Origin of the sequence: Alloalcanivorax profundimaris (genome assembly GCF_015265435.1) — a bacterium.
In the GTDB taxonomy this organism is placed as follows: domain Bacteria; phylum Pseudomonadota; class Gammaproteobacteria; order Pseudomonadales; family Alcanivoracaceae; genus Alloalcanivorax; species Alloalcanivorax profundimaris.
In genome coordinates this window covers 45,950-68,295 of the sequence record NZ_JABJWH010000020.1, presented here as the reverse complement: position 1 = coordinate 68,295, position 22,346 = coordinate 45,950, and the positions used below count along the sequence as shown (strand labels likewise).

General features: G+C 67.1%; 18 protein-coding genes. 2 read left to right on the top strand and 16 right to left on the bottom strand.

The window, feature by feature from the left end:
* Positions 1–27: 27 nt before the first annotated feature.
* The 4 genes from HMJ39_RS10670 to HMJ39_RS10655 all read right to left on the bottom strand — a co-directional run bounded on the left by HMJ39_RS10670 (position 28) and on the right by HMJ39_RS10655 (position 4,382).
* Entirely contained in the window at positions 28–987 is a 960-nt protein-coding gene (locus HMJ39_RS10670; protein ID WP_194297290.1) for a hypothetical protein, read from the bottom strand.
* A gap of 91 nt (positions 988–1,078) precedes the next feature.
* On the bottom strand, positions 1,079–2,005 hold the full coding sequence (locus HMJ39_RS10665) for a hypothetical protein (protein WP_194297289.1): 927 nt from the start codon (positions 2,003–2,005) through the stop codon (positions 1,079–1,081).
* 410 nt (positions 2,006–2,415) lie between these two features.
* Positions 2,416–3,153, bottom strand: a complete 738-nt coding sequence (locus HMJ39_RS10660) for a pteridine reductase (protein ID WP_194297288.1) — start codon at positions 3,151–3,153, stop codon at positions 2,416–2,418.
* Positions 3,141–4,382 (bottom strand): multifunctional CCA addition/repair protein, encoded by a 1,242-nt coding sequence (locus HMJ39_RS10655; protein ID WP_194297287.1) that lies wholly within the window; start codon positions 4,380–4,382, stop codon positions 3,141–3,143. The genes HMJ39_RS10660 and HMJ39_RS10655 overlap by 13 nt, the downstream gene beginning before the upstream one ends.
* A 241-nt stretch (positions 4,383–4,623) precedes the next feature.
* On the opposite strand from HMJ39_RS10655, the gene HMJ39_RS10650 reads away from it, so the two are divergent.
* Positions 4,624–5,547, top strand: coding sequence for a DMT family transporter (locus tag HMJ39_RS10650; protein WP_194297286.1), 924 nt, complete (start codon positions 4,624–4,626; stop codon positions 5,545–5,547).
* A 63-nt stretch (positions 5,548–5,610) separates the two neighbouring features.
* Positions 5,611–6,588, top strand: a complete 978-nt coding sequence (locus HMJ39_RS10645; RefSeq protein WP_161384092.1) for an NAD(P)H-dependent flavin oxidoreductase — start codon at positions 5,611–5,613, stop codon at positions 6,586–6,588.
* Here HMJ39_RS10645 and HMJ39_RS10640 read toward each other — a convergent pair.
* The 12 genes from HMJ39_RS10640 to HMJ39_RS10585 form a co-directional block, all read right to left on the bottom strand.
* Complete coding sequence (locus tag HMJ39_RS10640; protein WP_194297285.1) at positions 6,585–7,622, bottom strand: ABC transporter ATP-binding protein; 1,038 nt, start codon at positions 7,620–7,622, stop codon at positions 6,585–6,587. The genes HMJ39_RS10645 and HMJ39_RS10640 overlap by 4 nt on opposite strands.
* Positions 7,606–9,264 (bottom strand): ABC transporter permease, encoded by a 1,659-nt coding sequence (locus HMJ39_RS10635; protein WP_228462290.1) that lies wholly within the window; start codon positions 9,262–9,264, stop codon positions 7,606–7,608. The genes HMJ39_RS10640 and HMJ39_RS10635 overlap by 17 nt, the downstream gene beginning before the upstream one ends.
* A 4-nt stretch (positions 9,265–9,268) precedes the next feature.
* Entirely contained in the window at positions 9,269–10,291 is a 1,023-nt protein-coding gene (locus HMJ39_RS10630; RefSeq protein ID WP_194297284.1) for a Fe(3+) ABC transporter substrate-binding protein, read from the bottom strand.
* An 82-nt stretch (positions 10,292–10,373) separates the two neighbouring features.
* Positions 10,374–11,885, bottom strand: coding sequence for a SpoVR family protein (locus HMJ39_RS10625; protein WP_194297283.1), 1,512 nt, complete (start codon positions 11,883–11,885; stop codon positions 10,374–10,376).
* On the bottom strand, positions 11,882–13,162 hold the full coding sequence (locus tag HMJ39_RS10620; protein ID WP_194297282.1) for a YeaH/YhbH family protein: 1,281 nt from the start codon (positions 13,160–13,162) through the stop codon (positions 11,882–11,884). Before HMJ39_RS10620 ends, HMJ39_RS10625 begins: the two co-directional genes overlap by 4 nt.
* A gap of 139 nt (positions 13,163–13,301) precedes the next feature.
* Positions 13,302–15,224 carry a PrkA family serine protein kinase gene (locus HMJ39_RS10615; protein WP_194297281.1) on the bottom strand — a complete coding sequence of 641 codons (1,923 nt, stop codon included), beginning with the start codon at positions 15,222–15,224 and terminating at the stop codon, positions 13,302–13,304.
* A 406-nt stretch (positions 15,225–15,630) separates the two neighbouring features.
* Positions 15,631–16,458 (bottom strand): symmetrical bis(5'-nucleosyl)-tetraphosphatase, encoded by an 828-nt coding sequence (locus HMJ39_RS10610; protein WP_194297280.1) that lies wholly within the window; start codon positions 16,456–16,458, stop codon positions 15,631–15,633.
* 33 nt (positions 16,459–16,491) lie between these two features.
* The gene (apaG, locus tag HMJ39_RS10605; RefSeq protein ID WP_194297279.1) at positions 16,492–16,881 is read right to left on the bottom strand and encodes a Co2+/Mg2+ efflux protein ApaG; all 390 of its coding nucleotides are present in this window, start codon (positions 16,879–16,881) and stop codon (positions 16,492–16,494) included.
* Between the two features lie 10 nt (positions 16,882–16,891).
* A complete protein-coding gene (rsmA, locus tag HMJ39_RS10600) occupies positions 16,892–17,689 on the bottom strand; it encodes a 16S rRNA (adenine(1518)-N(6)/adenine(1519)-N(6))-dimethyltransferase RsmA (protein WP_194297278.1) in 798 nt (265 codons plus the stop codon).
* Positions 17,686–18,675, bottom strand: a complete 990-nt coding sequence (gene pdxA / locus HMJ39_RS10595) for a 4-hydroxythreonine-4-phosphate dehydrogenase PdxA (protein WP_194297277.1) — start codon at positions 18,673–18,675, stop codon at positions 17,686–17,688. Before pdxA ends, rsmA begins: the two co-directional genes overlap by 4 nt.
* On the bottom strand, positions 18,672–19,985 hold the full coding sequence (locus HMJ39_RS10590) for a peptidylprolyl isomerase (protein WP_194297276.1): 1,314 nt from the start codon (positions 19,983–19,985) through the stop codon (positions 18,672–18,674). The genes pdxA and HMJ39_RS10590 overlap by 4 nt, the downstream gene beginning before the upstream one ends.
* Positions 19,978–22,251: an LPS-assembly protein LptD gene (locus HMJ39_RS10585; protein ID WP_194297275.1), complete on the bottom strand. Its 2,274-nt coding sequence runs from the start codon at positions 22,249–22,251 to the stop codon at positions 19,978–19,980. Before HMJ39_RS10585 ends, HMJ39_RS10590 begins: the two co-directional genes overlap by 8 nt.
* Positions 22,252–22,346 lie beyond the last annotated feature (95 nt).

Sequence of the window (22,346 nt, the reverse complement as noted above, 5' to 3'; positions counted from 1 at the left end):
GAAATTTTGCGTGCACCCCGACGACGTTTAGTGCGCGATCACCAGCGCCGCCATCGGGTCGGCGAGGTCGAGCAGGTCACCGCAATCGATCAGCCGGGCATTGCCGTTGGTGGTGATCACCGCTTCATCGGCGTGCTGAACGCTGAGGCGCACCTGGCTGTCTTCCGCGCCGGTGACGGTCAGGTCGCCGGAGTCCGGGCAGGCCGCCATGGAGGTGGACAGCAGCGGGTCGGTGTCCACGTCGATGAACCCGGCGGGCTGATCCGGGCCGGTCAGCGACAGCCGTCCGCGGGCGCCGATGCCCATGCCGCCGGTCATCGGATCCACGGCGAACGGCACGGCGAAATCCTGCAATCGCCACTCCCGAGCATGCAGGGACTGATCGTCCTCCAGGTACTCGAAGGCCAGGGTCAGCCCGGCGTCGCTGACGCTGGCGAATGGCAGGCCGGCGATCGGGTCCGGTGTCATGTGCAGGGTGCCGTCCAGGCGGGTGTGGTTGCCGTACACGGTGCCGCCCTGATTCTCGCGCAGGTCGGAAACAAAGGCCGTGGCGTCGACCTGGAAGGGCGAGGCCGGGTCGGCGCTGTCGTACTGGAAAGCCAGGTCGCCGTCGAGCATCAAGTCGGTGTCCGGTCCCAGGGAGATCCGGCAGTTTTCATAATCAATCGCGGTGACGCGCCCGGCGCCGTCCGGTTCAGTTTCCCGTGCCACGGTGCCGTCGTTGTCGCAGGCGGTCACCGGCATCACCACGCTGTACATGTTCAGGTCGTAGGCCACGTTCAGGGTCATCAGGTTGGTGACGAACATCGCCTCGCCCAGCAAGGATTCGGCGTTTCGCGCGTCCACGGCGATGGCTCGGGCATCGTTGTCCGGTGGCGTATTGTCGACGGGGCGGTGATCATGGTCGCCGCCACAGGCAGCGAGCAGCAGAACGAAGCCGGGCAGAACCCGGCGCGGAAGCGATAAGAACCTGAGTGGTGCGAACATGGTATTCCCCCTGGCGGTGCGTTGTTGTTGCGCCGCAGTCTGCCAAGGGGAAAGGGCGCCGGCTTTCACCGGCGTCCCGTCGCAATGTGCATTATGTCCCGGGGCTGGTTGGCGGGGACGGCATTTGGGAGAACATCCATTCCTCGAAAGCATCGCAATCGTAATCGGCGGTGATACCGTTGATGGTCACCGTGATAGGGGTGCCGAAATTCAGGCTGAGGGAAGTGCCGTCGCCGCCGGTGATTGTCAGACTCCCACCGGCGGGGCAGTAAAGATCGCTTTCGAATGACAGAACGGTGTCGGTGACCACCGTGACCAGCCCTTCGAGCGGACCGGAGAAGCTCAGATCGCCATCCAGACGTCTGCCGTCCACGCCGTCGCTCAGGTATTCGGAGGTGGCGTCGAAACCCCGGTAATCCATTGTCAGATCGAGAAACGGCGTGTCTTCGCCATCAAGCGTGCCGCTCAACCTTAGCGTGGCCTCGATGTTTATAAAGTCCACCTCGTCGGAGCCGGTGCCGGGTACCAGGTCGAAGCCACCGTCCAACTGGCTTTTTTGAACGATGACGTAATCGCTGGACTGGGTCTGTTCGAAACGAAGCGCCTCGGCGTCCAGCCGGGTGAGCGCGCCACCATCGTATTCCAGGCTTACGGTACCGTCCGCGACATTGCCGGTGGTGTACTCGCAGTGATCGAACTGAATCAGTGTCGGGTTCGGCGTGCCCTCCGGCTCCAGCAGAACGCCGCCGTTCAGGCAGCCTCCGTCGAGCACGTTGCCCAATGCCTCGTAGATCTGCTGCTGCATCACGCCATAGCGCAATGAATCGTATTGTTCGAGAACCAGGCCGGCCAGGGTGCCGGCGTTGTCCTCGCTGACGACCAGGCGGTTGACGCCCGTATCCTCCTCCATGTAGTCGGAATCGGAATCGTCGTCACAGGCGCTGAGCAGGACGGCGGTGAAGGCGATAAGCGGCAAGGAAAGCGCCAAGGAGGCGCTCGAGCGATAGGCGGGTTTCATCGTTGTTCTCCGGCTGCGGCATGCTGAAAACGGACCATCATCATCCGTTCCTGCAAACCCTAGCGGCCGGAGGTGGTAAAGAAATTCCCCTAATCAGGGGTGACAAGGGGTAGTGTGAAGGCGGTCACATGGCCGCGTGGCTCAGGTGCCCGCCATCGCCAGCGGGCCAGGTCACCCAGGGGCGGACTTCGGCAAGTCATTGAATTTATTGATTTAAACAAGGTAGTAATGGCAAATATTCTGCCTTGGAAGGGCTTTTGGGGGGGGGGGGCAAATACCGGTTGTTAACGCAGCGTATGTTCGGTCTTTGTCCTCTTAGAGGCGTCTATTCAATGTCGTTAACGTGGCCTAAGGCCCGAAAATCCATCCGTTTTTTGATTTATTCCTTGTCGATCAGTGGTTTGTGGTGGTCAGGCGCCGGCGAGGGCGAGGGAGCGGCCGCCGTCCACGGCCAGGATCTGGCCGGTGACGTAGGGGGCGTCCAGGGCCAGCCAGGCCACGGTGTTGGCGATGTCGTCCGGGTCGCCGGCGCGTTTCAGGGCGGTGGCGTCGAGGATGGCGTCCTGGTCCTCGGCACCCTGTTCCGGCCACAGGATGGGGCCGGGGGAGACGCCGTTGACGCGTATCGCCGGGCCCAGTTCCCGGGCCAGGCTCTTGGTCATCATGGCCAGGCCGGCCTTGGCCATGCAGTAAAGCGGGTGGGCGGCCAGGGGTTTGTCGGCGTAGACGTCGACGATGTTGACGATGGCGCCGCCGTCGGCGGCGGCGAGGGCGCCGGCGAGGCCCTGGCTGAGCAGGAAGGGGGCGCGCAGGTTGCTGTGCATGAGCGCGTCCCAGTCGTCGTCATCGGCCTCGGCGACGGGGGTCGGGTAGAAGCTGGAGGCGTTGTTGACCAGCAGATCCAGGCGCCCGAAGCGGGCGCGGGCCTGCTCCGCCAGGCCGCGCACGGCGTCCGGGTCGGTGAGGTCTGCGCGCAGCAGGGCGGCGCTGTCCGGGCGCAGGGCGTTGAGTTGCCCGGCCAGGGCATGGGCGTCCGCTTCGCTGTGACGGTAGTGGATCAGTACCCGGCAGCCGCGGGCGTGCAGGGTGCGGACGATGCGCGCGCCGATGCGGCGCGCGCTGCCGGTGACCAGGGCTACTGGCGCCATTGTTCGATGAACTCCCGTTTGTACTCTCTGATGGTCTTGATGCGTTTCTCGTCCAGGGCGTGGCCCAGGGCCGGCCCGGCCAGGCCCGCGTTGCGCAACCCGGCTACATCCACCTGACGCACCGCCTCGGCGGCGCCGTGGAGGAACTCGCCCTGCGGAAACGGCGCCTTGGGATCGGCGGCGCAGGCGCGCGCGCAGGCTTCGCAGGCGCCGATGAAGAACTTGAGGCGCCGCGGGCGGCGAATCACGTCCAGGCTGCGCAGCATCTCCCAGATGTCCGGCGGTCGCAGGGTCAGGGCGCGCTGGCCACGGCGTTGCCAGCGCGCCATGGTAACGCCGGCTTCGGCCAGGTCCTTCGGCACCTTGAGCCGTTCGGCGAATTCCCGGGCCAGGTTCTCGCTGCGCCGCTCGTGGCCCCGGTGCTCCGGCCAGCCGTCCGGGGGCGTTTCCGCTTTGCCGAGATCGTGGCAGAGCAGGGCGAAACGGGGCGTCAACGGCAGCTTCTGGCGGGCCGCCTGGGCCAGGCAGCGGTACTGGTGGGTGAGCACGTCCACGGTGGGGTGGTGGTCCGGGCATTGCGGCACGCCGTCCAGGTTGGCCAGCTCCGGGAACAGTTCGGCCAGGGCGCCGCAATCGTGCAGGGTCTGGAAGAAAGCCTGCGGGGAACGCTCCATCAGGGCGCGGCTGGTTTCCTTCCAGACCCGCTCGGCGGGCAGGTGCTCAAGCTCGCCGCTGAGGGCGATCTGGGTCATCAGCTCCACGGTTTCTTCCGCCACCTGGAAGCCCAGGCAGCGGTAGCGGGCGGCGAAGCGCGCCACGCGCAGCACCCGCAGCGGGTCCTCGGCGAAGGCCGGGGAGACGTGACGCAGTATCCGGGCCTTGAGGTCCTGGCGGCCGTTGTAGGGGTCGATCACCTGGCCGTCGGCGGTGCGCGCCATGGCGTTGATGGTCAGGTCCCGGCGGATCAGATCCTCTTCCAGGGTAATGGCGGGATCGGTGTGGAAGGCGAACCCGCCGTAGCCGTGGCCACTCTTGCGCTCGGTGCGCGCCAGAGCGTATTCCTCGCGGGTTTCGGGGTGCAGAAAAACGGGAAAATCCTTGCCCACCGGGCGGAAGCCCTGGTCAGCGAGTTGTTGCGGGGTGCCACCCACCACCACCCAGTCTCGTTCCTTGACGGGAAGGCCGAGCAGTTCGTCGCGAACCGCGCCGCCTACAAGATAGATATCCATTTGTTGTCACCAACCCTTTGACGCAGAATAGTCGCATGTCTGTTTTTATTCGCAAGCCGAGCCGTTTTCGGACGAACCGTTGGCCGCATGGCCGATGGCGCGGTTCGCCGCCGAGGGCGTGAGCGGCTGACGCCGTTCCGCCGGCCGCGGTGCTTCCTGCCCGCGGCTTTATTGTTTTAACGACGCATTCTCCCCGGGTGCCCGGCCCGGAACAACCCCGCCCCTTTTTTCAAGGAACGCCATGAATACCCTGGCCGCTTATCTGATCGTGATCGCCGTTTGGGCGACCACGCCCCTGGGGATCAAGTGGAGCGGCGAGGCGTTGCCGGCGTTCGCCGCCGCCGGTTCGCGCATGGCGTTGGCGGCGGCGCTGGGTCTGCTCTGGCTGTGGGCGCGCGGCCAGGGGTTGCCGCTGCACCGGCGCGCCCTGACCAGCTACGGCGCCGCCCTGCCGGGCATTTTCGGCGCCATGGGCTGCAGCTATATGGCGGCGCGGGACCTGCCCTCCGGGTTGATCTCGGTGGTGTTCGGCATGGCGCCGCTGATTTCCGGGGTGATGATGCAGTGGCTGCCCGGCGGCCAGCGTTTCAACGGCTGGCACTGGGGCGCCTGCCTGCTGGGCCTGGCCGGGCTGGCGCTGGTGTTCGGCGACAGCCTGGGCGCGCTGTGGCAGGGCGCCGACACCGTGGACCAGCGTGGCCGGGGCATGCTGTGGATTCTTTCGGCGGTGAGCCTGTTCGCGTTGTCCGGCATCGTGGTGCAGCGGCTCGGCGCCGGCCTGGCGCCCATGCAGCAGACCGTGGGCGGGCTGCTGCTGTCGCTGCCGTTGTACGGCGCGGCGCTGCTGGCCACCGGCCAGGGCATTGCCTGGAGCGGCGACGTGCGTGGCCTGGGCGCCATCGTCTACCTGGCGGTGTTCGGTTCCCTGGTGGGGTTCTATTGCTACTTCCTGGTGCTGACCCGGTTGCCGGCGGCCACCGTGGCCCTGGTGACGCTGATCACGCCGGTGCTGGCGCTGTCCCTGGGGGCGTTGCTCAACGATGAACAGCTGGGTCCCCGGGTGCTGGCCGGGGCGGCGGTGATCGTGGCGGCGCTGGGGTTGTACCTGTTCGGCGACCGGCGGGTGCGCCGTCAGGTCGTTTCCGCCACAGTTGGTGACGGATAAGATCATTGTCCTTGCCCGGGCCCCTGGGTAGGGTCGGCCAATCACCTTGGGAGAGAGATCGCCATGAAAACACGTCTTACCGAAATGCTGGGTACCCGCTACCCGATTATCCAGGGCGGCATGCAGAACGTGGGCTACGCGGAGCTGGCCTCCGCGGTGTCCAATGCCGGCGCTCTGGGCATCATCACCGGCCTGACCCAGCCCACGCCGGAGGATCTGGCCCGGGAAATCGCCCGCTGCCAGGAGATGACCGACCAGCCGTTCGGCGTCAACCTGACCCTGCTGCCGACCATCAAGCCGGTGCCCTACGAGGAGTACGCCCAGGCCATCGTCGAGGCCGGGGTGAAGATCGTGGAAACCGCCGGGCGCAGCCCGGAGCCGTTCATGCCCCTGTTCAACGAGCACGGCGTCAAGGTGATCCATAAGTGCACCTCCGTGCGCCACTCCCTGAAGGCCCAGAGCCTGGGCTGCGCGGCGGTGTCCGTGGACGGCTTCGAGTGCGCCGGCCACCCGGGCGAGGACGACGTCACCAACCTGGTGCTGCTGCCCGCCGCCGCCAAGGTGCTGGACATCCCCATGGTCGCTTCCGGCGGCATCGGCACCGGGACCCAGATGGCCGCCTGCTTGGCCCTGGGCGCCGACGGCATCAACATGGGCACGCGCTTCATGGCCACCAAGGAAGCGCCCATCCACGACAACATCAAGCGCGCCATCGTCGAGGGCACGGAACGGGATACCACGCTGGTTTACCGGCCCCTGCGCAACACCGCCCGGGTGTACAAGAACAAGGTGGCCGAGCGGGTCAACGAGATCGAGCGCGAGGCCGGCAAGGACATGAAGTTCGAGCTGATCAGCGACATGGTGGCCGGTGCCAAGGGCAAGGTGGCGCTCACCGAGGGCGACGTGGACTACGGCATCTGGACCAGCGGCATGGTGCAGGGCCTGATCGACGCCATCCCGTCCTGCGAGGAGCTGGTGGCGTCCATCATCGACGAATGCACCAGCACCATTCGCCAACGGCTGGTGAACCTGCTCGACTAAACCCGCGCGAACACCACCAGGTGTTCCAGATCCAGGCGCACCGCCACGCCCGTGCCTTCCTCGTGGGCGTGGTGGCTGGGCGCCAGGCAGGGTAGCCGCTGGCCGTTGTCCAGCTCCAGGGTGTAGAGCATGCGCGCGCCCCGGAATACCCGCTCCACCACCCGCGCCCGGCGCGGGCCGGCATCGTCGATCACCAGATCATCCGGGCGCAGCAGCACGTCCACCGGAGCGCCGTCGGCGACGCCGTCCGGCAGGTCCCCGCCCAGTTCTCCCAGCGCCGTTTCCACCCGGCGCGGTCCGCTGACGCGGCCGGGAATCAGCACGCCGCCGCCGATGAAATCCGCCACGAAACGGTGCGCCGGCCGATGATAGACCCGGTAGGGCGTATCCCATTGCAGCAGACGCCCCTCGCTCATCACCCCGACCTGATCCGCCAGGGCGAAGGCCTCGTTCTGGTCATGGGTGACGAACAGGGCGGTGATGCCTTCCCGGCGCAGGATGTGGCGCACATCGCGGCTGATCTGTTCGCGCAGTTCCGCGTCCAGGGCGGAAAACGGCTCGTCCAGCAGCAACAGCCGGGGGCGCGGCGCCAGGGCCCGGGCCAGGGCCACGCGCTGTTGCTGGCCGCCGGAAAGCTGGTGGGGGTAGCGGCCGCCGAGCCCGGGCAGGCCCACCAGAGCGAGCAATTCCTCGACCCGCTGGCGCTGCCGCGCCGCCGGCTGGCCGTGCAGGCCGAAGGCGATGTTGGCGGCCACGTCCAGGTGCGGAAACAGGGCGATGTCCTGGAACACCATGCCCACCCGGCGCGCCTCCGGCGTCACCCAGCGGCCGGCGCCGGCCACGGTGTCGCCATGCAGGGCGACGCGCCCGGCGGACGGCGTCAGAAAACCGGCGATCAGCCGCAGCAGTGAGGTCTTGCCGCAGCCGGACGGGCCGATCAGGCAGCCGATGCGGCCTTCCTCCAGGGTCAGGCTCACCGTTTCCAGCACCGGCTGATGCTGGAAACGCAGGGACAGATCATCGAGGGTCAGCATGGCTCTCCACGGGCGAGCGGGCGTCCACCGGCGTGGCCTGGCCGGCGGGGCGCATGGAACGGGTCAGCAACAATACCGGCACCACCCCGGCGAGCAGAATCGCCAGCGCCGGCAGGGCGGCGTCCGCCAGCCGTTCGTCGGAGGCCAGTTCGAACGCGCGCACCGCCAGGGTGTTGGTGTTGAAAGGTCTGAGCACCAGCGCAGCCGGCAGTTCCTTGAGGGTGTCCACGAACACCAGCAGGGCGCTGGTGGCCAGGGGCACGCGCAGCAGTGGCAGGTGCACGTGGCGGAGCAGGCCCGGCGGGCGCCGGCCCAGGGAGCGGGCGGCGCTGTCCAGGTTGGGTGACAGTGCCTGCAGGCCGGCGTCCAGCCCCTGCACCGGGATGGTCAGGAAGCGCACCGTGCAGGCGAAGATCACCGCGAACAGGGTGCCGGAGAACAGCAGCCCGGGCCGGGGCAGCCCCAGGCCGGCGAGCAGTCCGTTGAGCCCCCGGTCCACGCTGGCCAGCACGATCACCACGCCCACCGCCAGCACGGTGCCCGGCACCGCGTAGCCGAATCCGGCCAGGCGCGCCGCCAGCCGGCGCGGGCGGTCGGCGTGCAGGCGCCGGGCCCACACCAGCAGCAGGCCCAGGGCGGTGGCCGCCGCCGCGGTGCAGCCGGCGATCAGCAGGCTGGTGCCGAGCAGGCGCAGGAAGTCCGGCGCCAGCAGGCCGCGCCAGCGCGGCAGGCTCCAGGCCGCCAGTTGCAGCGCCGGCAGCAGGAAGCCGAACACCACCGGCAGCCACAGCAGCGCCGCCAGGGGCAGGCCCCGGGCCCGGGTGAGCACCCGGGGCGGCGCCGGCGGGCCGTCCGCCCCGGCGATGCGGCGTTGCTGGCGGGCGCGGCGTTCCACCCACAGCAGCGCGACCATGGCCACCAGCAGCACGCCGGCCAGCTGCGCCGCCGCCAGGCGGTCGCCCAGGCCGAACCAGGTGCGGTAGATGCCGGTGCTCAGGGTGGGCACGCCGAAGTAGGCCACGGTGCCGTAGTCGGCCAGGGTTTCCATCAGCACCAGCGCCAGGCCGGCGACGATGGCGGGACGGGCCAGGGGCAGGGCGACCCGGAAGAAGCGCCGCCAGGGGCCGGCGCCCAGGGTGCGCGCCACTTCCTGGGCCAGCGCGGACTGGCCGACGAAGGCGGCCCGCGCCATCAGGTACACATAGGGGTAGAGCACCAGGGTGAACATGGCCACCGCGCCGGCGGGGCCGCGGATGTCCGGCAACGACACGGCCAGCGCCTGCTGCAGGGCGCCCTCGCTGGCCAGCAGGCCGGTCCAGGTGTAGGCGATCAGGTAGGCGGGGCAGGCCAGGGGCAGCAGCAGGGCCCATTCCAGCACACCGTGGCCGGGAAAGCGCAGACGCGCCACCGCCCAGGCGGCGCCCACGCCGATCACCAGGGTGCCCAGGCCGGTGCCGGCGGCCAGCAGCAGCGACAGCCGCGCGTAGTCCGGCAGGACGGTGGCGCGCAGGTGGGCCCAGTTGGGGGACGCGCCGGCCAGCCAGCTGCCGGCCACCACCAGCACCGGCGCGGCCAGCGCCAGCGCCAGGCTCAGCAGCAGCCAGGAGCGGACGCGCACGCGCCCGGGGAAGCCGGGAGGCAAGGGGTTATTTCCAGCCCGCCCGGTCCATGACCTTCACCGCCTCGGCGTTCAGCTCGCCGAGTTTCACCAGGGGCAGGTCGTCCTGCTTGAATTTGCCCCAGGATCGCAGGCGCTCGCTCACCGGCACGCCCGGGCGCACCGGGTATTCGTGGTTGGTCTCCGCGTACCATTGCTGGGACTCGTCGCTGACCAGGAACTCCAGCAGTTCCACCGCCTTGTCCGGGTTGGGGGCGTTGGTGGCGACGCCGGCGCCGGAAATGTTCACGTGGGCGCCGCGGCCGTCCTGGTTGGGCCAGAACACCGCCATGCGGTTGCCGATGTCCCGGGTGGCGGCGTCCTCGGCGGCCTGCATCATGCCCAGGTAGTAGGTGTTCACCACCGCCAGGTCGCATTCGCCGGCGGCCACCGCCTTGATCTGGTCGCGGTCGCCGCCCACCGGATCCCGGGCCATGTTGGCCACCAGGCCCTCGGCCCATTGCTGGGTGGCCGCCTCGCCATCGTGGGCGATCAGGCTGGCCACCAGGGACTGGTTGTAGATGTTGTCCGAGGAGCGGATGCAGATGCGGTCCGCCCATTGCTCGTCGGCCAGGGCTTCGTAGGTGGACAGGTTGGCCGGGTCCACCCGGTCCGGGGCATAAACGATTACCCGGCCGCGCACGGACAGGCCGAACCAGTGGCCCTCCGGCTCGCGCAGGGCGGGCGGCACCTGGCGGTCCAGTTCGTCGCTGCGGGTGGGGGCGAGCAGGTCTTCCTGCTGGGCCCGGTACAGGCGGCCGGCGTCCACGGTCACCAGCAGGTCGGCGGGGCTGTGCTCGCCTTCCGCCTTCATGCGTTCCACCAGGGCGTCGGCGCTGCCGGTGATCAGGTTGACGGTGACGCCGGTCTGCTCGGTATAGCGGTCCAGCAGTGGCTTGATCAGGGCTTCCTTGCGGGCGGAGTAGACGTTCACCTCTTCCTTGGGGGATCCGCAGCCGGCCAGCACCAGGGCGGCGGAAAGAGCGGACGCGAGCAGACCAAAACGGCGCATAAAAAGCTTCTCCAGGCTGTAAACAACACGGCCCGGATAGAAGCATTAATGAGAATATTTATCAATCAAGGCACCGGACGTATCAAAGGTCCGGGATCGACAGACGCTCCACCACGGTGCCGTTGTCCACGCTTTCCAGATGCACGTCGAAGCCCCACAGCCGGTAGAGGTGGCGCAGCACTTCCCGGCTGCTGGCCTCGTCCAGTGGCCGGTGGTGCTGGCGGATGTGCTGCAGGGTAAGCGAGCGGTCGCCGCGCACATCGGCGTCATGGACCTGGATGTTGGGCTCCTGAATGCTCAGGTTGTACTGCTCGGAGAGCTTGTTGCGGATCGCCTTGTAGCCGCGCTCGTCGTGGATGGCGTCGATTTCGATGTAGTCGCGCTCATTGTCGTCGAACAGGCTGAACAGCTTGAACTCGCGAATCAGCCGGGGCGACAGGAACTGCTGGATGAAGCTTTCGTCCTTGAAGCTCTCCATGGCGAACTTGAGGGTGGCGAGCCAGTCGCTGCCGGCGATGTCCGGGAACCAGTGGCGGTCCTCTTCGGTGGGCTGTTCGCAGATGCGCCGGATGTCGGTGAACATGGCGAAGCCCAGGGCATAGGGGTTGATGCCGGAATAGTAGGGCGAGTCGAACGGTGGCTGATGGATGACCTGGCTGTGGTTCTGCAGGAACTCCAGCATGAAACCGTCGCCCACCTGCCCATTGTCGTACAGGTCATGGAGCAGGGTGTAATGCCAGAAGGTGGCCCAGCCCTCGTTCATCACCTTGGTCTGGCGCTGCGGATAGAAGTACTGGGCCATCTTGCGCACGATGCGGATCAGCTCGCGCTGCCAGGGCTCCAGCAGGGGCGCGTTCTTCTCCAGGAAGTAGAGCAGGTTTTCCTGGGGCTCCGCCGGATAGCGGAAATTGGGTTCGCGGCGCTGGGTGGCGGGCTGCAGGTCCGGGAAGGTCTTCCACAGCTCCGAGACCTGCTGGCGCAGGATCTCCTCGCGCTCGCGCTGGCGGCGCTTTTCCTCCATGGCGGAGATCGGCGTGGGGCGCTTGTAGCGGTCCACGCCGTAGTTCATCAGGGCGTGGCAGGAATCCAGCACTTCCTCCACGGCGGCCACGCCGTGGCGCTGCTCGCACTCGGCGATGTAGTGGCGGGCGAACACCAGGTAGTCGATGATCGCCGAGGCGTCGGTCCAGGTCTTGAACAGGTAGTTGCCCTTGAAGAAGGAGTTGTGCCCGTAGCTGGCGTGGGCGATCACCAGCGCCTGCATGGTGATGGTGTTTTCTTCCATCAGGTAGGCGATGCAGGGGTTGGAGTTGATCACGATTTCGTAGGCCAGCCCCATCTGCCCGCGCCGGTAGCGGCCTTCCACCTCCACGAACTGTTTGCCGAAGGACCAGTGGTTGTAGCCCACCGGCATGCCCACGGAGGAGTAGGCGTCCATCATCTGTTCCGAGGAAATCACCTCGATCTGATTGGGGTAGGTGTCCAGGCCGTACTTGCCGTGGGCCAGCTCGGCGATGGCGCGGTCGTAGCGGTCCAGGGTTTCGAAATCCCAGTCGGAGCCGGTGGACAGCAGTTTGCTTTCGGTCACGGTCATGCCGCCTCCATGCGCTTCTTGAACAGCCGGCGGAACACCGGGTAGATGTCCCCCGGTGCGTCGATCTGCGCCATGGAAAAGAAGTCGCCGTTGCGTTCCATGACGCCCTGGTACTGATCCCACAGCGCCTGGTGGCTGCGCGGCATCACTTCCACGTAGGAGAAGTGCTGCATGCGTGGCAGCAGCTCATTCTCCAGCAGGCTGGCGCAGCCCGGGGAGTCGTCGTTCCAGTTGTCGCCGTCGGAGGCCTGGGCGCCGTACAGGTTCCACTCGTCCACCGGGTAGCGTTCCTTGATGATGTCCAGGGTCAGTTTGAGGGCGCTGGAGACGATGGTGCCGCCGGTTTCCCGGGAGTAGAAGAATTCCTCCTCGGTGACCTCCTTGGCGCTGGTGTGGTGGCGGATGAACACCACCTCGGTGTGCTCGTAGTTGCGCTGCAGGAAAAGATAAAGCAACAGGAAGAAGCGCTTGGCGAGATCCTTCATGTCCTGATTCATGGAACCGGACACGTCCATGATGCAGAACATCACCGCCCGGCTCACCGGGCGGGGCACCTTGACGTGATGGTTGTAACGCAGGTCCACCTCGTCCAGGAACGGGATGCGCTCCAGGCGCCGCTGCAGCCTGGCGATTTGTTCCTCCAGTTCCGCCAGCCGTTCCCGGCGTTGCGGGGACTGGTCCTGTTGCAGCAGTTCCTCGTGTTCCGCCTTGAGCGCGCGCAGCCGCTTGCGGCTGGCGGCGGACAGGGCGCGCCGGCGCATGGAGGCCTGGCGCATGGAACGCACGATGTTCACCTTGGTGGGAATGCCGTGGCTGACGATGCCGCCGTGGCGCAGATGGAAACTGCGGGTGCCTTCCAGCTGGCGCTTGACCAAGTTGGGCAGCTCCAGGTCCTCGAACAAAAAATTCAGGAATTCCCGGGGATCGATCTGGAAAGCGAATTCATCGTCGCCTTCGCCGCTGTCGCCGGCTTTCTGGCCGCCGCCACCGCCCTCGCCGCCGGAGGGTTTCTTGATGCGGTCCCCTTGCTGGAATTCCTTGTTGCCCGGGTGCACCACGTTGCGGCGGCCGCCGCTGCCGTGGTGGAAGATCGGCTCGGACAGGTCCTTCTGCGGGATGGTGATGCGCTCGCCCTGTTCCATGTCCTGGATCGAGCGCCGGCCCACGGCGTCGTTCACCGCCTCGCGGATGTGGCGCCGGTAACGGTCCAGGAAGCGCTGCCGGTTCACCGTGCTCTTGTGCTTGCCGTTCAGGCGCCGGTCGATGATGTAGCTCATGGCTTCCTCCGGAAGCAGTTGCAAGTTGAAAGTTTCAAGTTGAAAAGGCGGCTCCGATTTGGTCGCGGAGCGGGCGTTCCCCGATGACGTCTGCCCGACCCGCGTTTCAACTTGCAACTTGTAACTTTCAACTGCTCTTTTACTGGGCTTTGCGCACGCGCAGGTACCACTCGGACAGCAGGCGCACCTGCTTCTCGGTGTAACCACGGTCCATCATGCGCTTGACGAAGTTGTCGTGCTTGCGGCGGTCGTCCTCGCTGCCCTTGGGGTTGAAGGAGATCACCGGCAGCAGTTCCTCGGTGTTGGAGAACATCTTCTTCTCGATCACGTCGCGCAGTTTCTGATAGCTCATCCAGCTGGGGTTGCGGCCGTGGTTGTTGGCCCGCGCGCGCAGCACGAAGTTGACCACCTCGTTGCGGAAGTCCTTGGGATTGGAAATGCCCGCCGGTTTCTCGATTTTTTCCAGCTCCTCGTTGAGGGACTGGCGATCGAAAATCTCGCCGGTGTCCGGGTCCCGGAACTCCTGATCCTGAATCCAGAAATCCGCGTAGGTCACGTAACGGTCGAAAATGTTCTGGCCGTACTCGGAGTAGGATTCCAGGTAGGCGGTCTGGATTTCCTTGCCAATGAATTCCACGTAGTGGGGAACCAGGTACTCCTTGATGAAGCGGCGGTACTGGTCCTGTTTTTCCTGCGGAAACTGCTCCTGCTCAATGCGCTGTTCGAGCACATGCATCAGGTGCACCGGGTTGGCGGCCACCTCGGAGTGGTCGAAGTTGAACACCTTGGAAAGAATCTTGAAGGCGAAGCGCGTGGACAGGCCGTCCATGCCTTCGTCGACGCCGGCCATGTCGCGGTATTCCTGGATCGACTTGGCGCGCGGATCGATGTCTTTCAGGTTCTCGCCGTCGTAAACGCGCATCTTGGAATAGATGCTGGAGTTCTCCGGCTCCTTGAGCCGGGTGAGCACCGAGAACTGCGCCAGCATGTGCAGGGTGTCCGGCGCGCAATGGGCGTCGCGCAGGCTGGAGTTACGCAGCAGCTTGTCGTAGATCAGCTGCTCCTCGGTGACGCGCAGGCAGTAGGGCACCTTGACGATATAGACCCGGTCGATGAAGGCCTCGTTGTTCTTGTTGTTCTTGAAGGTCTGCCATTCCGATTCGTTGGAGTGCGCCAGCACCATGCCCTCGAAGGGAATCGCGCCCATGTGCTCGGTGCCGTTATAGTTGCCCTCCTGGGTGGCGGTGAGAAGAGGGTGCAGCACCTTGATCGGCGCCTTGAACATTTCCACGAATTCCAGCAGCCCCTGGTTGGCGCGGCACAGCCCGCCGGAGAAGGCGTAGGCGTCCGGGTCTTCCTGGGCGAAATCCTCCAGTTTGCGAATGTCCACCTTGCCCACCAGGGAGGAAATGTCCTGGTTGTTTTCGTCGCCGGGTTCGGTCTTGGCCACCGCCACCTGATCAAGGATCGACGGATAGCGCTTGATCACGCGGAAGCGGCTCAGGTCGCCGCCGTATTCCCTGAGCCGTTTCACCGCCCAGGGCGACATGATGCTGTTCACGTAGCGCCGGGGGATGCCGTATTCCTCTTCCAGGATGGGGCCGTCTTCCTCCGGGTCGAACAGGCACAGCGGCGATTCGTTCACCGGTGAATCCTTGATGGCGTAAAACGGCACCTTCTGCATCAGCGCCTTGAGCTTTTCCGCCAGGGACGACTTGCCGCCGCCCACCGGGCCGAGCAGATACAGAATCTGTTTCTTTTCCTCCAGCCCCTGGGCGGCGTGGCGGTAGTAGCTGACGATGTTCTCGATCACGTCTTCCAGGCCGTAGAACTCGCTGAAGGCGGGGTAGCGACGGATCATTTTGTTGGAAAAAATCCGGGAGAGGCGCGGATCCTTGGAGGTATCCACCAATTCCGGTTCACCGATCGCCATCAACATGCGCTCGGCGGCGGAGGCGTAGACGCCGGGGTCGCTCTTGCACAGAGCGAGGTAATCCTCCAGGGACATTTCGTCTTCCTGGGTGGCGTCGAAGCGGGCCTGATAGTGGTGGAGAATACTCATGCCTTACTCCCTCGTGGCGATACGAAATCGGGAAAGCGATAAGGGTGCCATGCCAGTTTCGTTCCAACTTTTCGCGGGTGTGACGTCGGGCGTGAAGACGGTGGGCGGGGTCGGAACGACGGGACGGAAAGAATTAAAGCGGGCCCGTGCCGTCGTGGGGCGGCGTGAAAAGCGGTGGCCTGGGTCCGCGCGTAATTCATCGGGGTGCTCCCCGCCGGCGTTCGGGACGCCGGCGTGATAACGGGATCGAGCTTCGGTCTAGCATGGCGCTAAATCGAGCGCCAAGTCAAAACCAAAAAACGCGTTTTTGTTGAAAAAAATTCTGTTTTTTAGTTATCCGATAAACGGTGTAAACAACACGTCGAGAGGCGGGAACCCGGCCGCCGGGCCGGGTGTTTCGGGGCGTTCAGGGGATCAGGGCAGCGTCGCAATCACAGCGGAAACGGGTACCGTCGTCCAGCCGCAGAGCGGTGAGGGTTCCGCCCCACACGCAGCCGGTATCGAGGGCCTCGACACCGGCCACGCCGGTGTGGCCTTCCAGCGCCGCCCAGTGGCCGAACAGCACGCGGCGCTCCCGTTCCAGGCGGTCCGGGTGCTCGAACCAGGGCACGAAGCCCGCCGGCGGCTGGTCCGCTTCGCCCTTGGTGGTCAGGTCCAGGTCGCCCTGGCGGTCGACGAAGCGCATGCGGGTGAAGTAGTTGGTGATCACCCGCCAGCGGGTCGGGCCGGTGAGGTCGTCGCGCCAACCGGCGGGTTCATTGCCATACATTTCCTGGAAGAATGTATCCGCGCTGGCCGGGTCGGCGAGCACCGCCGCCATCTCCGCGGCCCGCTGGCGGGCCTGCTCCAGGGTCCACAGCGGCGGCAGGCCGGCGTGGGCCATCACGGCGTCGAACGCCGGCGCTTCCACCAGCAGGGGCTGGCGCTGCAGCCAGCCGAGCAGGGTGTCCCGGTCCGGGGCGTCCAGGATCGGTTGCAGGGTGTCCTTGTTCTTCAGGCGGGCGTGGCCGTGGGCCACGGCCAGCAGATGCAGATCGTGGTTGCCGAGCACCACCTGGGCGTTGTCACGCAGCTCATGGACCCGGCGCAGGGCGCCCAGGGAGTCCGGGCCACGGTTGACCAGGTCGCCGGCCAGCAGCAGCCGGTCGCGGTCCGGGTTGAAGCCGATGCGCGCCAGCAGCGCATCGAACGGGGCCAGGCAGCCCTGAAGATCGCCGATCGCGTAGGTGCTCATGGGCGTGTTTCCTCGGTTGCGTGCGGTCTCGGTTCAGTGCAGGGCGCGGGGTACCGCCAGGGTGAAGGCGGGGATGTCCGCTTCGAAGCAGGTGCCGTCCTCGGCCAGCATCTGGTAGCTGCCGTGCATGGTGCCCACCTCGGTTTCCAGCACCGCGCCGCTGGAGTACTGGTACTCCTGGCCCGGGGCGATGCTGGGCTGCTCGCCCACCACGCCCTCGCCGTGCACCTCGCGGGTGCGTTCCTCGCCGTCGGTGATCACCCAGTGGCGGGTAAGCAGCCGGGCGGTCATGTCGCCCCGGTTGCGGATGCGAATGTGGTAGGCGAACACCCAGCGGTGATTTTCCTCGTCGCTCTGGTCGGCCAGGTATTCGGTTTCCACCGACACCTGGATCCGGTACTGGTTTTCGTCCACGGCGGTCATCGGGACTCCTTTATTGTTCGCTGTGACGGTGGGCGGCGCCGCTGGCGTTGGCTAGGGCCACGTAGTCCGCCACCGTCAGGTGATCGGGGCGCAATCCCGCGTCGATGCCGGTGGCCGCGAAGACCTCGGCGTCGACCAGGGATTTCAGGCTGTTGCGGATCGCCTTGCGGCGCTGGCTGAACGCCTGGGCCACCAGCCGCGTCAGCCAGTCCGGGTCGTCGGCGGGCCAGGGCGGCGTCCGGTACGGGGTCAGGCGCACCACGGCGGAGTCCACCTTGGGCGGCGGCCGGAAGGCCCCCGGCGGCACGAAGAACAGGTAATCCGCCTGGCAATGGTACTGCACCATGACCGACAGGCGGCCATAGTCCTTGCCGCCGGGGGCGGCGGTGAGGCGGTCCACCACTTCCTTTTGCAGCATGAAGGTCATGTCGGCCACGGCGTCCGCCTGGCCGAGCAGGTGGAAGATCAGCGGCGTGGAGATGTTGTAGGGCAGGTTGCCCACCACGCGCAGGGGGCCGTCTCCGGCCAGGGCGGCGAAATCGAAGCGCAGGGCGTCGCTTTCATGGATGGTGAGCCGCTCCGGGGCGACCCGTTCGCGCAGCAGGGCGATCAGGTCGCGGTCCAGCTCCACCACCTGCAGATGACGCACTTCGTCGAGCAGCGGATAGGTGAGCGCCCCCTGGCCGGGGCCGATTTCCACCAGGGTCTCGCCGTCCCGGGGCGCCACGCTGCGCACCAGGCGGTCGATGATGGCCGGATCATGGAGAAAATGCTGGCCGAAGCGCTTGCGCGCGCGGTGCTCGCTCATGGGGCGGCCTCCGTGCCGGCGCGCCGGGCCAGTTCCGCCGCCAGGGCGGTGGCGGCGCGCAGGCTGCCGGGTCGGGCGCGACCGCTGCCGGCCAGGTCGAAGGCGGTGCCGTGGTCCACGGAGGTGCGGATGAACGGCAGCCCCAGGGTCAGGTTCACCGCCTCGCCGAAGCCGGCGTACTTGAGCACCGGCAGGCCCTGGTCGTGGTACATGGCCAGCACCGCGTCGTGTTGCTCCAGCAGCGCCGGCTGGAAGGCGGTGTCCGCGGGCACCGGGCCGGTGAGGTGGAAGCCCTCGCCGCGCAGGCGTTCCAGGGTGGGGATGATGATGTCCAGCTCCTCGCGGCCCAGGTGGCCGCCTTCGCCGGCGTGGGGGTTGAGCCCCAGCACCAGGATACGCGGTCGCGGCAGGGCGAATTTGGCGCGCAGGTCGTCGCGCAGAATGGTCAGCACCCGGCTCAGGCCGGCGTCGGTGATCGCCGCCGGAACGTCCGCCAGGGCCAGATGGGTGGTGGCCAGGGCCACGCGCAGGTCGCCGGCGACCAGCATCATCACCACCCGGTCCACGCCGGCCCGTTCGGCCAGGAATTCGGTGTGGCCAGTGAACGTCGGGTCGGCGCTTTCGCAAATCACGTTCTTGGCCACCGGCGCGGTGACCATGGCGGAGAAGGTGCCGTCCAGGCAGCCGTCGGCGGCGCGCTGGAGCATGGCCAGGGTGCCGGCGCCGGTGGCTGGATCCGGCCGGCCGGCGGTGACCGCCGCCCCCGCCGGGCAGTGCCACAGGGCGGCGCCGGCGGGCGCCGGCTGGCCCGGGGCCCAGTCGGGCAGGGTGACCTCCAGGCCCAGGACGGCGGCACGCGCGTTCAGCACGTCGCGGTCGCCCAGGATCACCAGTGACGGCGGCGCGTCGCCGGCGGCCAGGGCCAGGGCCAGATCCGGCCCGATGCCGGCGGGGTCGCCGCTGGTCAGGGCCAGGGGGCGGCTCATGAGTCCTCGTTGAGGCGGATGTCCACGTAGGCTTCCGCGCGCTGCTCCTGCAGCCAGGTTTGCAGCTCCTCGTCGAAGCGGCGTTTCTGCAGCGCCTGACGGGCCTGGAGGTCGCGGTAGCGGTCGCTCATGTCGGTGTCGCGGGTGTCCTCCACCTCCAGGAAGTGCCAGCCGAACTGGGTCTGGAACACCGGCGAGAGCTGATCCACCGGGGTTTCGGTCATCATCTGCTCGAACTCCGGCACCATCTCACCCGGGGTCACCCAACCCAGCTCGCCGCCTTCGCGGGCGCTGCCCGGGTCGTCGGAGGCGCGCTCGGCGGCTTCGGCGAAGCTCAGCTCGCCGCTGGCCACCTGGTCGTGCAGGCGGTTGATTTCCTGGCGGGCCTCGGCCTCGGTGGTGAGGGTGTCGGCGCGGATCAGCACGTGGCGCACCTGGTACTGGGTGACCACCTTGGCGGCGCCGCCGCGCCGGTCGATCATCTTGAGAATGTGGAAGCCGGCCCCGGAGCGCAGCGGCTCGCTGATGGCGCCTTTTTGCATGTCGATGGCGGCGTCGGCGAACAGGCTCGGCCACTGGGCCGCTTCGCGCCAGCCCAGGTCGCCGCCTTCCAGGGCCTGGGGGCCGTCGGATTCGGCCACCGCGGTTTCCGCGAAATCGGCGCCGCCGCGCAGCCGGTTGACCAGATCGTCGGCCTTCTGCTTGGCCGAGCGCACCTGATCCGGGCTGGCGCCGCCGGGCACCTTGACCAGGATGTGGCCGAGGTGGAAATCGGCCTGGAACATGCGCTTGCCGGTCTCCGACTGCAGGAAGCGCTCCACTTCCCGGTCGGTGATGCGGATGCGCGACGCCACGCTGCGTTGCTGCAGGCGGGAGATCACCATCTCGTTGCGGATCTGCTCGCGGAACTGGCTCCAGTCGTAGCCGTCGCCGCGCAGGGTCTCGGAGAATTGCGGCAGGGTCATGTTGTTCTGCCGGGCGATGCCTTCCAGGGCCTGGTTGAGGGCGGCGTCGTCCACGCGGATGCCGGCGCGCTCGGCCATCTGCAGCTGCACGCGTTCCAGGATCATGCGGTCGAGCACCTGCTCCTGCATGACGTTCAGCGGCGGCATCGGCCGGTTGTCGGCGCGGAACTGGGCGGCGATGTCGTCGACGCGGGCGTCCAGCTCGCTCTGCATGATCACGCCGTCGTTGACCACGGCCACGATGCGGTCCAGCGGCTGCATGTCGGCGCGGGCGCCCAGGGACAGCAACAACGTGCTCAGCAACAAGGTGCCCAGCAGCCTCGCCACCAGGGTTTTCCTAATCATACTCGCTCCTGTATCCGGGAATACTGCGTTCCAGCAGGGTGTCCACCCGGCCGCCGAAACCGCCCAGCCCGGTCATTTGAATCTGCATTAATACCGTGGAATCGCCTTCCAGGGTGCCGTCGCCGTCGTCGTCGGCGAGTTCCCGCTGGCTGAGCAGGCGAATTTTCCAGCAGCAGTTGCGCCATTCGGCGCCCGCCAGGGTTTCCAGGGTGCGCTGGTTCTCCATGTCGTAGAGCCAGCGGCCGATCAGCCGCCAATTGTCGTGGATCGGCAGGATAGTGGCGATCTCCGACTGGCGGATGTCTTCCTGGGGCAAGTCGTGGAAGCCCAGGTTGAAAATACGGCGTTCCCGGTCGGTGTACCCCAGGCGCAGGGAGGAACGCTGGCGCTCGTTGGCGTGCGTGTCCCACTGGCCTTCGGAGTAGAGGTACCAATCGTGCCCAAAGTTCCAGCGCATGTCCGCCACCAGGGGCGTCTGGTCGGCGTCGTCCGGCGGCTCGCCGTCCAGTTGCACCTTGCGTTCGCCGCTGTAGTAGCCCTGGCCCATGCGCAGGCGCAGCTGTTCGCGGCCGTCGTCGTCGCGCAGGAAGCGGCTGGTTACGCCCAGGGCCACCTTCTGCTCGTCGCCGATGCGATCGTAGCCGATGAAGCGGTTTTCCCGGAACAGGGTGTTGTACGAGAAGGTCAGTTCGCCGGCGTCGAAGTCGGGCAGGTCGCCCTGCTCGGCGTAGGCCACCTTGTTGATGAACAGGCGCGGTTCCAGGGTCTGGGTGTAGCCGCGGCCGAACAGCCGGGTGCCGCGCTCCATGAACAGCCCGGAGTCCAGGCTGGCGCCCCAGGTGGTCAGGGTCGGGTCGACGCCACTGTCCTCGGCGTCGTCCAGCTGATAACGGGTGTGGTAGAGCCGGGCCCGGGGCTCCACGAAGCCCCAGGGTTTCTCCAGCCGCGCGGTCAGGCCCGGCGCCATGTGCACCCGGGCGCCGGTGGGGTTGGCGCTGGTGTCGTTGTCGGAGCGGTCGAAGGCGGTCACGTCGCTCAGCCACAGGCCGCGCACCGGCCCCACCAGTCGCGGGTCACCGGCGAGCTGCAGCTGGGGCAGGCGGCGGTAGGGCTCCCGGTCGTCCGGCAGCGTCGGGTCGATGGTCTGCCAGGATTGCAGGCGGCCCAGCACCTGCCAGTGGCGGCCGAAGTAGCGCGCCTCGCCGAGGCGTGGCAGGTGGGTCCGGGAGCTCACCTCCAGGCCGGTGTCCAGATCCTTGAAGTAGAAGTCGTCGGACACATAGTTGACGTCGGCGGTGAGCTGCCAGCGCTGGATCGAGCCGCTGTGCTGCCAGGCCGCCAGTTCCCGGTTCTCGTCGTTGAACTGGCGGTCGCTGAACAGCACGCCGTAGCTCACCTGGCCCAGGCCGAAGCGGTTCAGGTAGCGGAATTCGGTTTCCAGGCCGCTGCCGCGGCCGTCGATGTAGCGCGGCGCCACGGTGGCGTCCATCTGCGGGTGCAGGTTGATGTACACCGGCTGGGTAACGTCGACGCCGCCGCTGTCGCTGGTGGTGATGGTCGGGAACAGCATCCCGGTCTTGCGCCGGTCGTCGATGGGAAAGGTGATCCAGGGCAGCCAGATCAGCGGCACGCCCTTCACCCTCAGGGTCACGTCCCGGGCCTCGCCCCAGCCCTCGCTACGGTCCAGGCGGATTTGCCGGCCCTGGAGCTGCCAGCCGTTGGAGTCCGGCGCGCAGGTGGTGTAGGTACCCTGTTCCACGGTGATGAACTGATCCACCACGTCGATGTAGTCGGCGGTGCCCCGGGCGCCGGGGCCGAACAGGGCATAGCGCACCCGGTCCAGGCTCGCTTCGCGGCGGTCGGTCTGGCCGCTCATGCCGTCCGCCAGGAAGGTGAACTGGTCGGTCTCCAGGCGCAGGGCGTTGTCCACCTGGAACTTGCCGCTGGACTGGTCGAGCAGGGCGGATTGGGTGGTCAGGCGGCGGCCGGGCTCCTCGATGAGCACGTCGCCGCCCATCTCGATCAGGCCGTCCTGGGTCAGGCTGGTGCGGTCCGCGGTGATGATGGTGTCGCTGCGCTCGGCGGGCACGCCCACTCGCGGGTTGTAGTAGATGCCGCTGCACCACACGGGAATCGGGCGCTGTTGCACCGGGGGCAGGGCGTCCATGGTTTCCCGGTCGACCCAGTTGAGGTCGTCATCGGCGCCGGCGACGCCGGCCAGGCTCAGGGCCAGGCCGGCTAAAAACGATGGTTTGGGCAGTGGCATCGGCTGCTCGGAACAGGTAAAAAGGCCGTTTCGGAATCCCCGACCGCGTCCATGATGGCGCTCGCCCTGCCGGTGGGGCCGGCGTTGTCGTGGCG

Bases quoted from the DNA above. Each gene is read 5' to 3' on its own strand.
- HMJ39_RS10670 (WP_194297290.1), bottom strand. From the start codon at position 987: ATGTTCGCACCACTCAGGTTCTTATCGCTTCCGCGCCGGGTTCTGCCC.
- HMJ39_RS10665 (WP_194297289.1), bottom strand. From the start codon at position 2,005: ATGAAACCCGCCTATCGCTCGAGCGCCTCCTTGGCGCTTTCCTTGCCG.
- HMJ39_RS10660 (WP_194297288.1), bottom strand. From the start codon at position 3,153: ATGGCGCCAGTAGCCCTGGTCACCGGCAGCGCGCGCCGCATCGGCGCG.
- HMJ39_RS10655 (WP_194297287.1), bottom strand. From the start codon at position 4,382: ATGGATATCTATCTTGTAGGCGGCGCGGTTCGCGACGAACTGCTCGGC.
- HMJ39_RS10650 (WP_194297286.1), top strand. From the start codon at position 4,624: ATGAATACCCTGGCCGCTTATCTGATCGTGATCGCCGTTTGGGCGACC.
- HMJ39_RS10645 (WP_161384092.1), top strand. From the start codon at position 5,611: ATGAAAACACGTCTTACCGAAATGCTGGGTACCCGCTACCCGATTATC.
- HMJ39_RS10640 (WP_194297285.1), bottom strand. From the start codon at position 7,622: ATGCTGACCCTCGATGATCTGTCCCTGCGTTTCCAGCATCAGCCGGTG.
- HMJ39_RS10630 (WP_194297284.1), bottom strand. From the start codon at position 10,291: ATGCGCCGTTTTGGTCTGCTCGCGTCCGCTCTTTCCGCCGCCCTGGTG.
- HMJ39_RS10625 (WP_194297283.1), bottom strand. From the start codon at position 11,885: ATGACCGTGACCGAAAGCAAACTGCTGTCCACCGGCTCCGACTGGGAT.
- HMJ39_RS10620 (WP_194297282.1), bottom strand. From the start codon at position 13,162: ATGAGCTACATCATCGACCGGCGCCTGAACGGCAAGCACAAGAGCACG.
- HMJ39_RS10615 (WP_194297281.1), bottom strand. From the start codon at position 15,224: ATGAGTATTCTCCACCACTATCAGGCCCGCTTCGACGCCACCCAGGAA.
- HMJ39_RS10610 (WP_194297280.1), bottom strand. From the start codon at position 16,458: ATGAGCACCTACGCGATCGGCGATCTTCAGGGCTGCCTGGCCCCGTTC.
- apaG (WP_194297279.1), bottom strand. From the start codon at position 16,881: ATGACCGCCGTGGACGAAAACCAGTACCGGATCCAGGTGTCGGTGGAA.
- rsmA (WP_194297278.1), bottom strand. From the start codon at position 17,689: ATGAGCGAGCACCGCGCGCGCAAGCGCTTCGGCCAGCATTTTCTCCAT.
- pdxA (WP_194297277.1), bottom strand. From the start codon at position 18,675: ATGAGCCGCCCCCTGGCCCTGACCAGCGGCGACCCCGCCGGCATCGGG.
- HMJ39_RS10590 (WP_194297276.1), bottom strand. From the start codon at position 19,985: ATGATTAGGAAAACCCTGGTGGCGAGGCTGCTGGGCACCTTGTTGCTG.
- HMJ39_RS10585 (WP_194297275.1), bottom strand. From the start codon at position 22,251: ATGCCACTGCCCAAACCATCGTTTTTAGCCGGCCTGGCCCTGAGCCTG.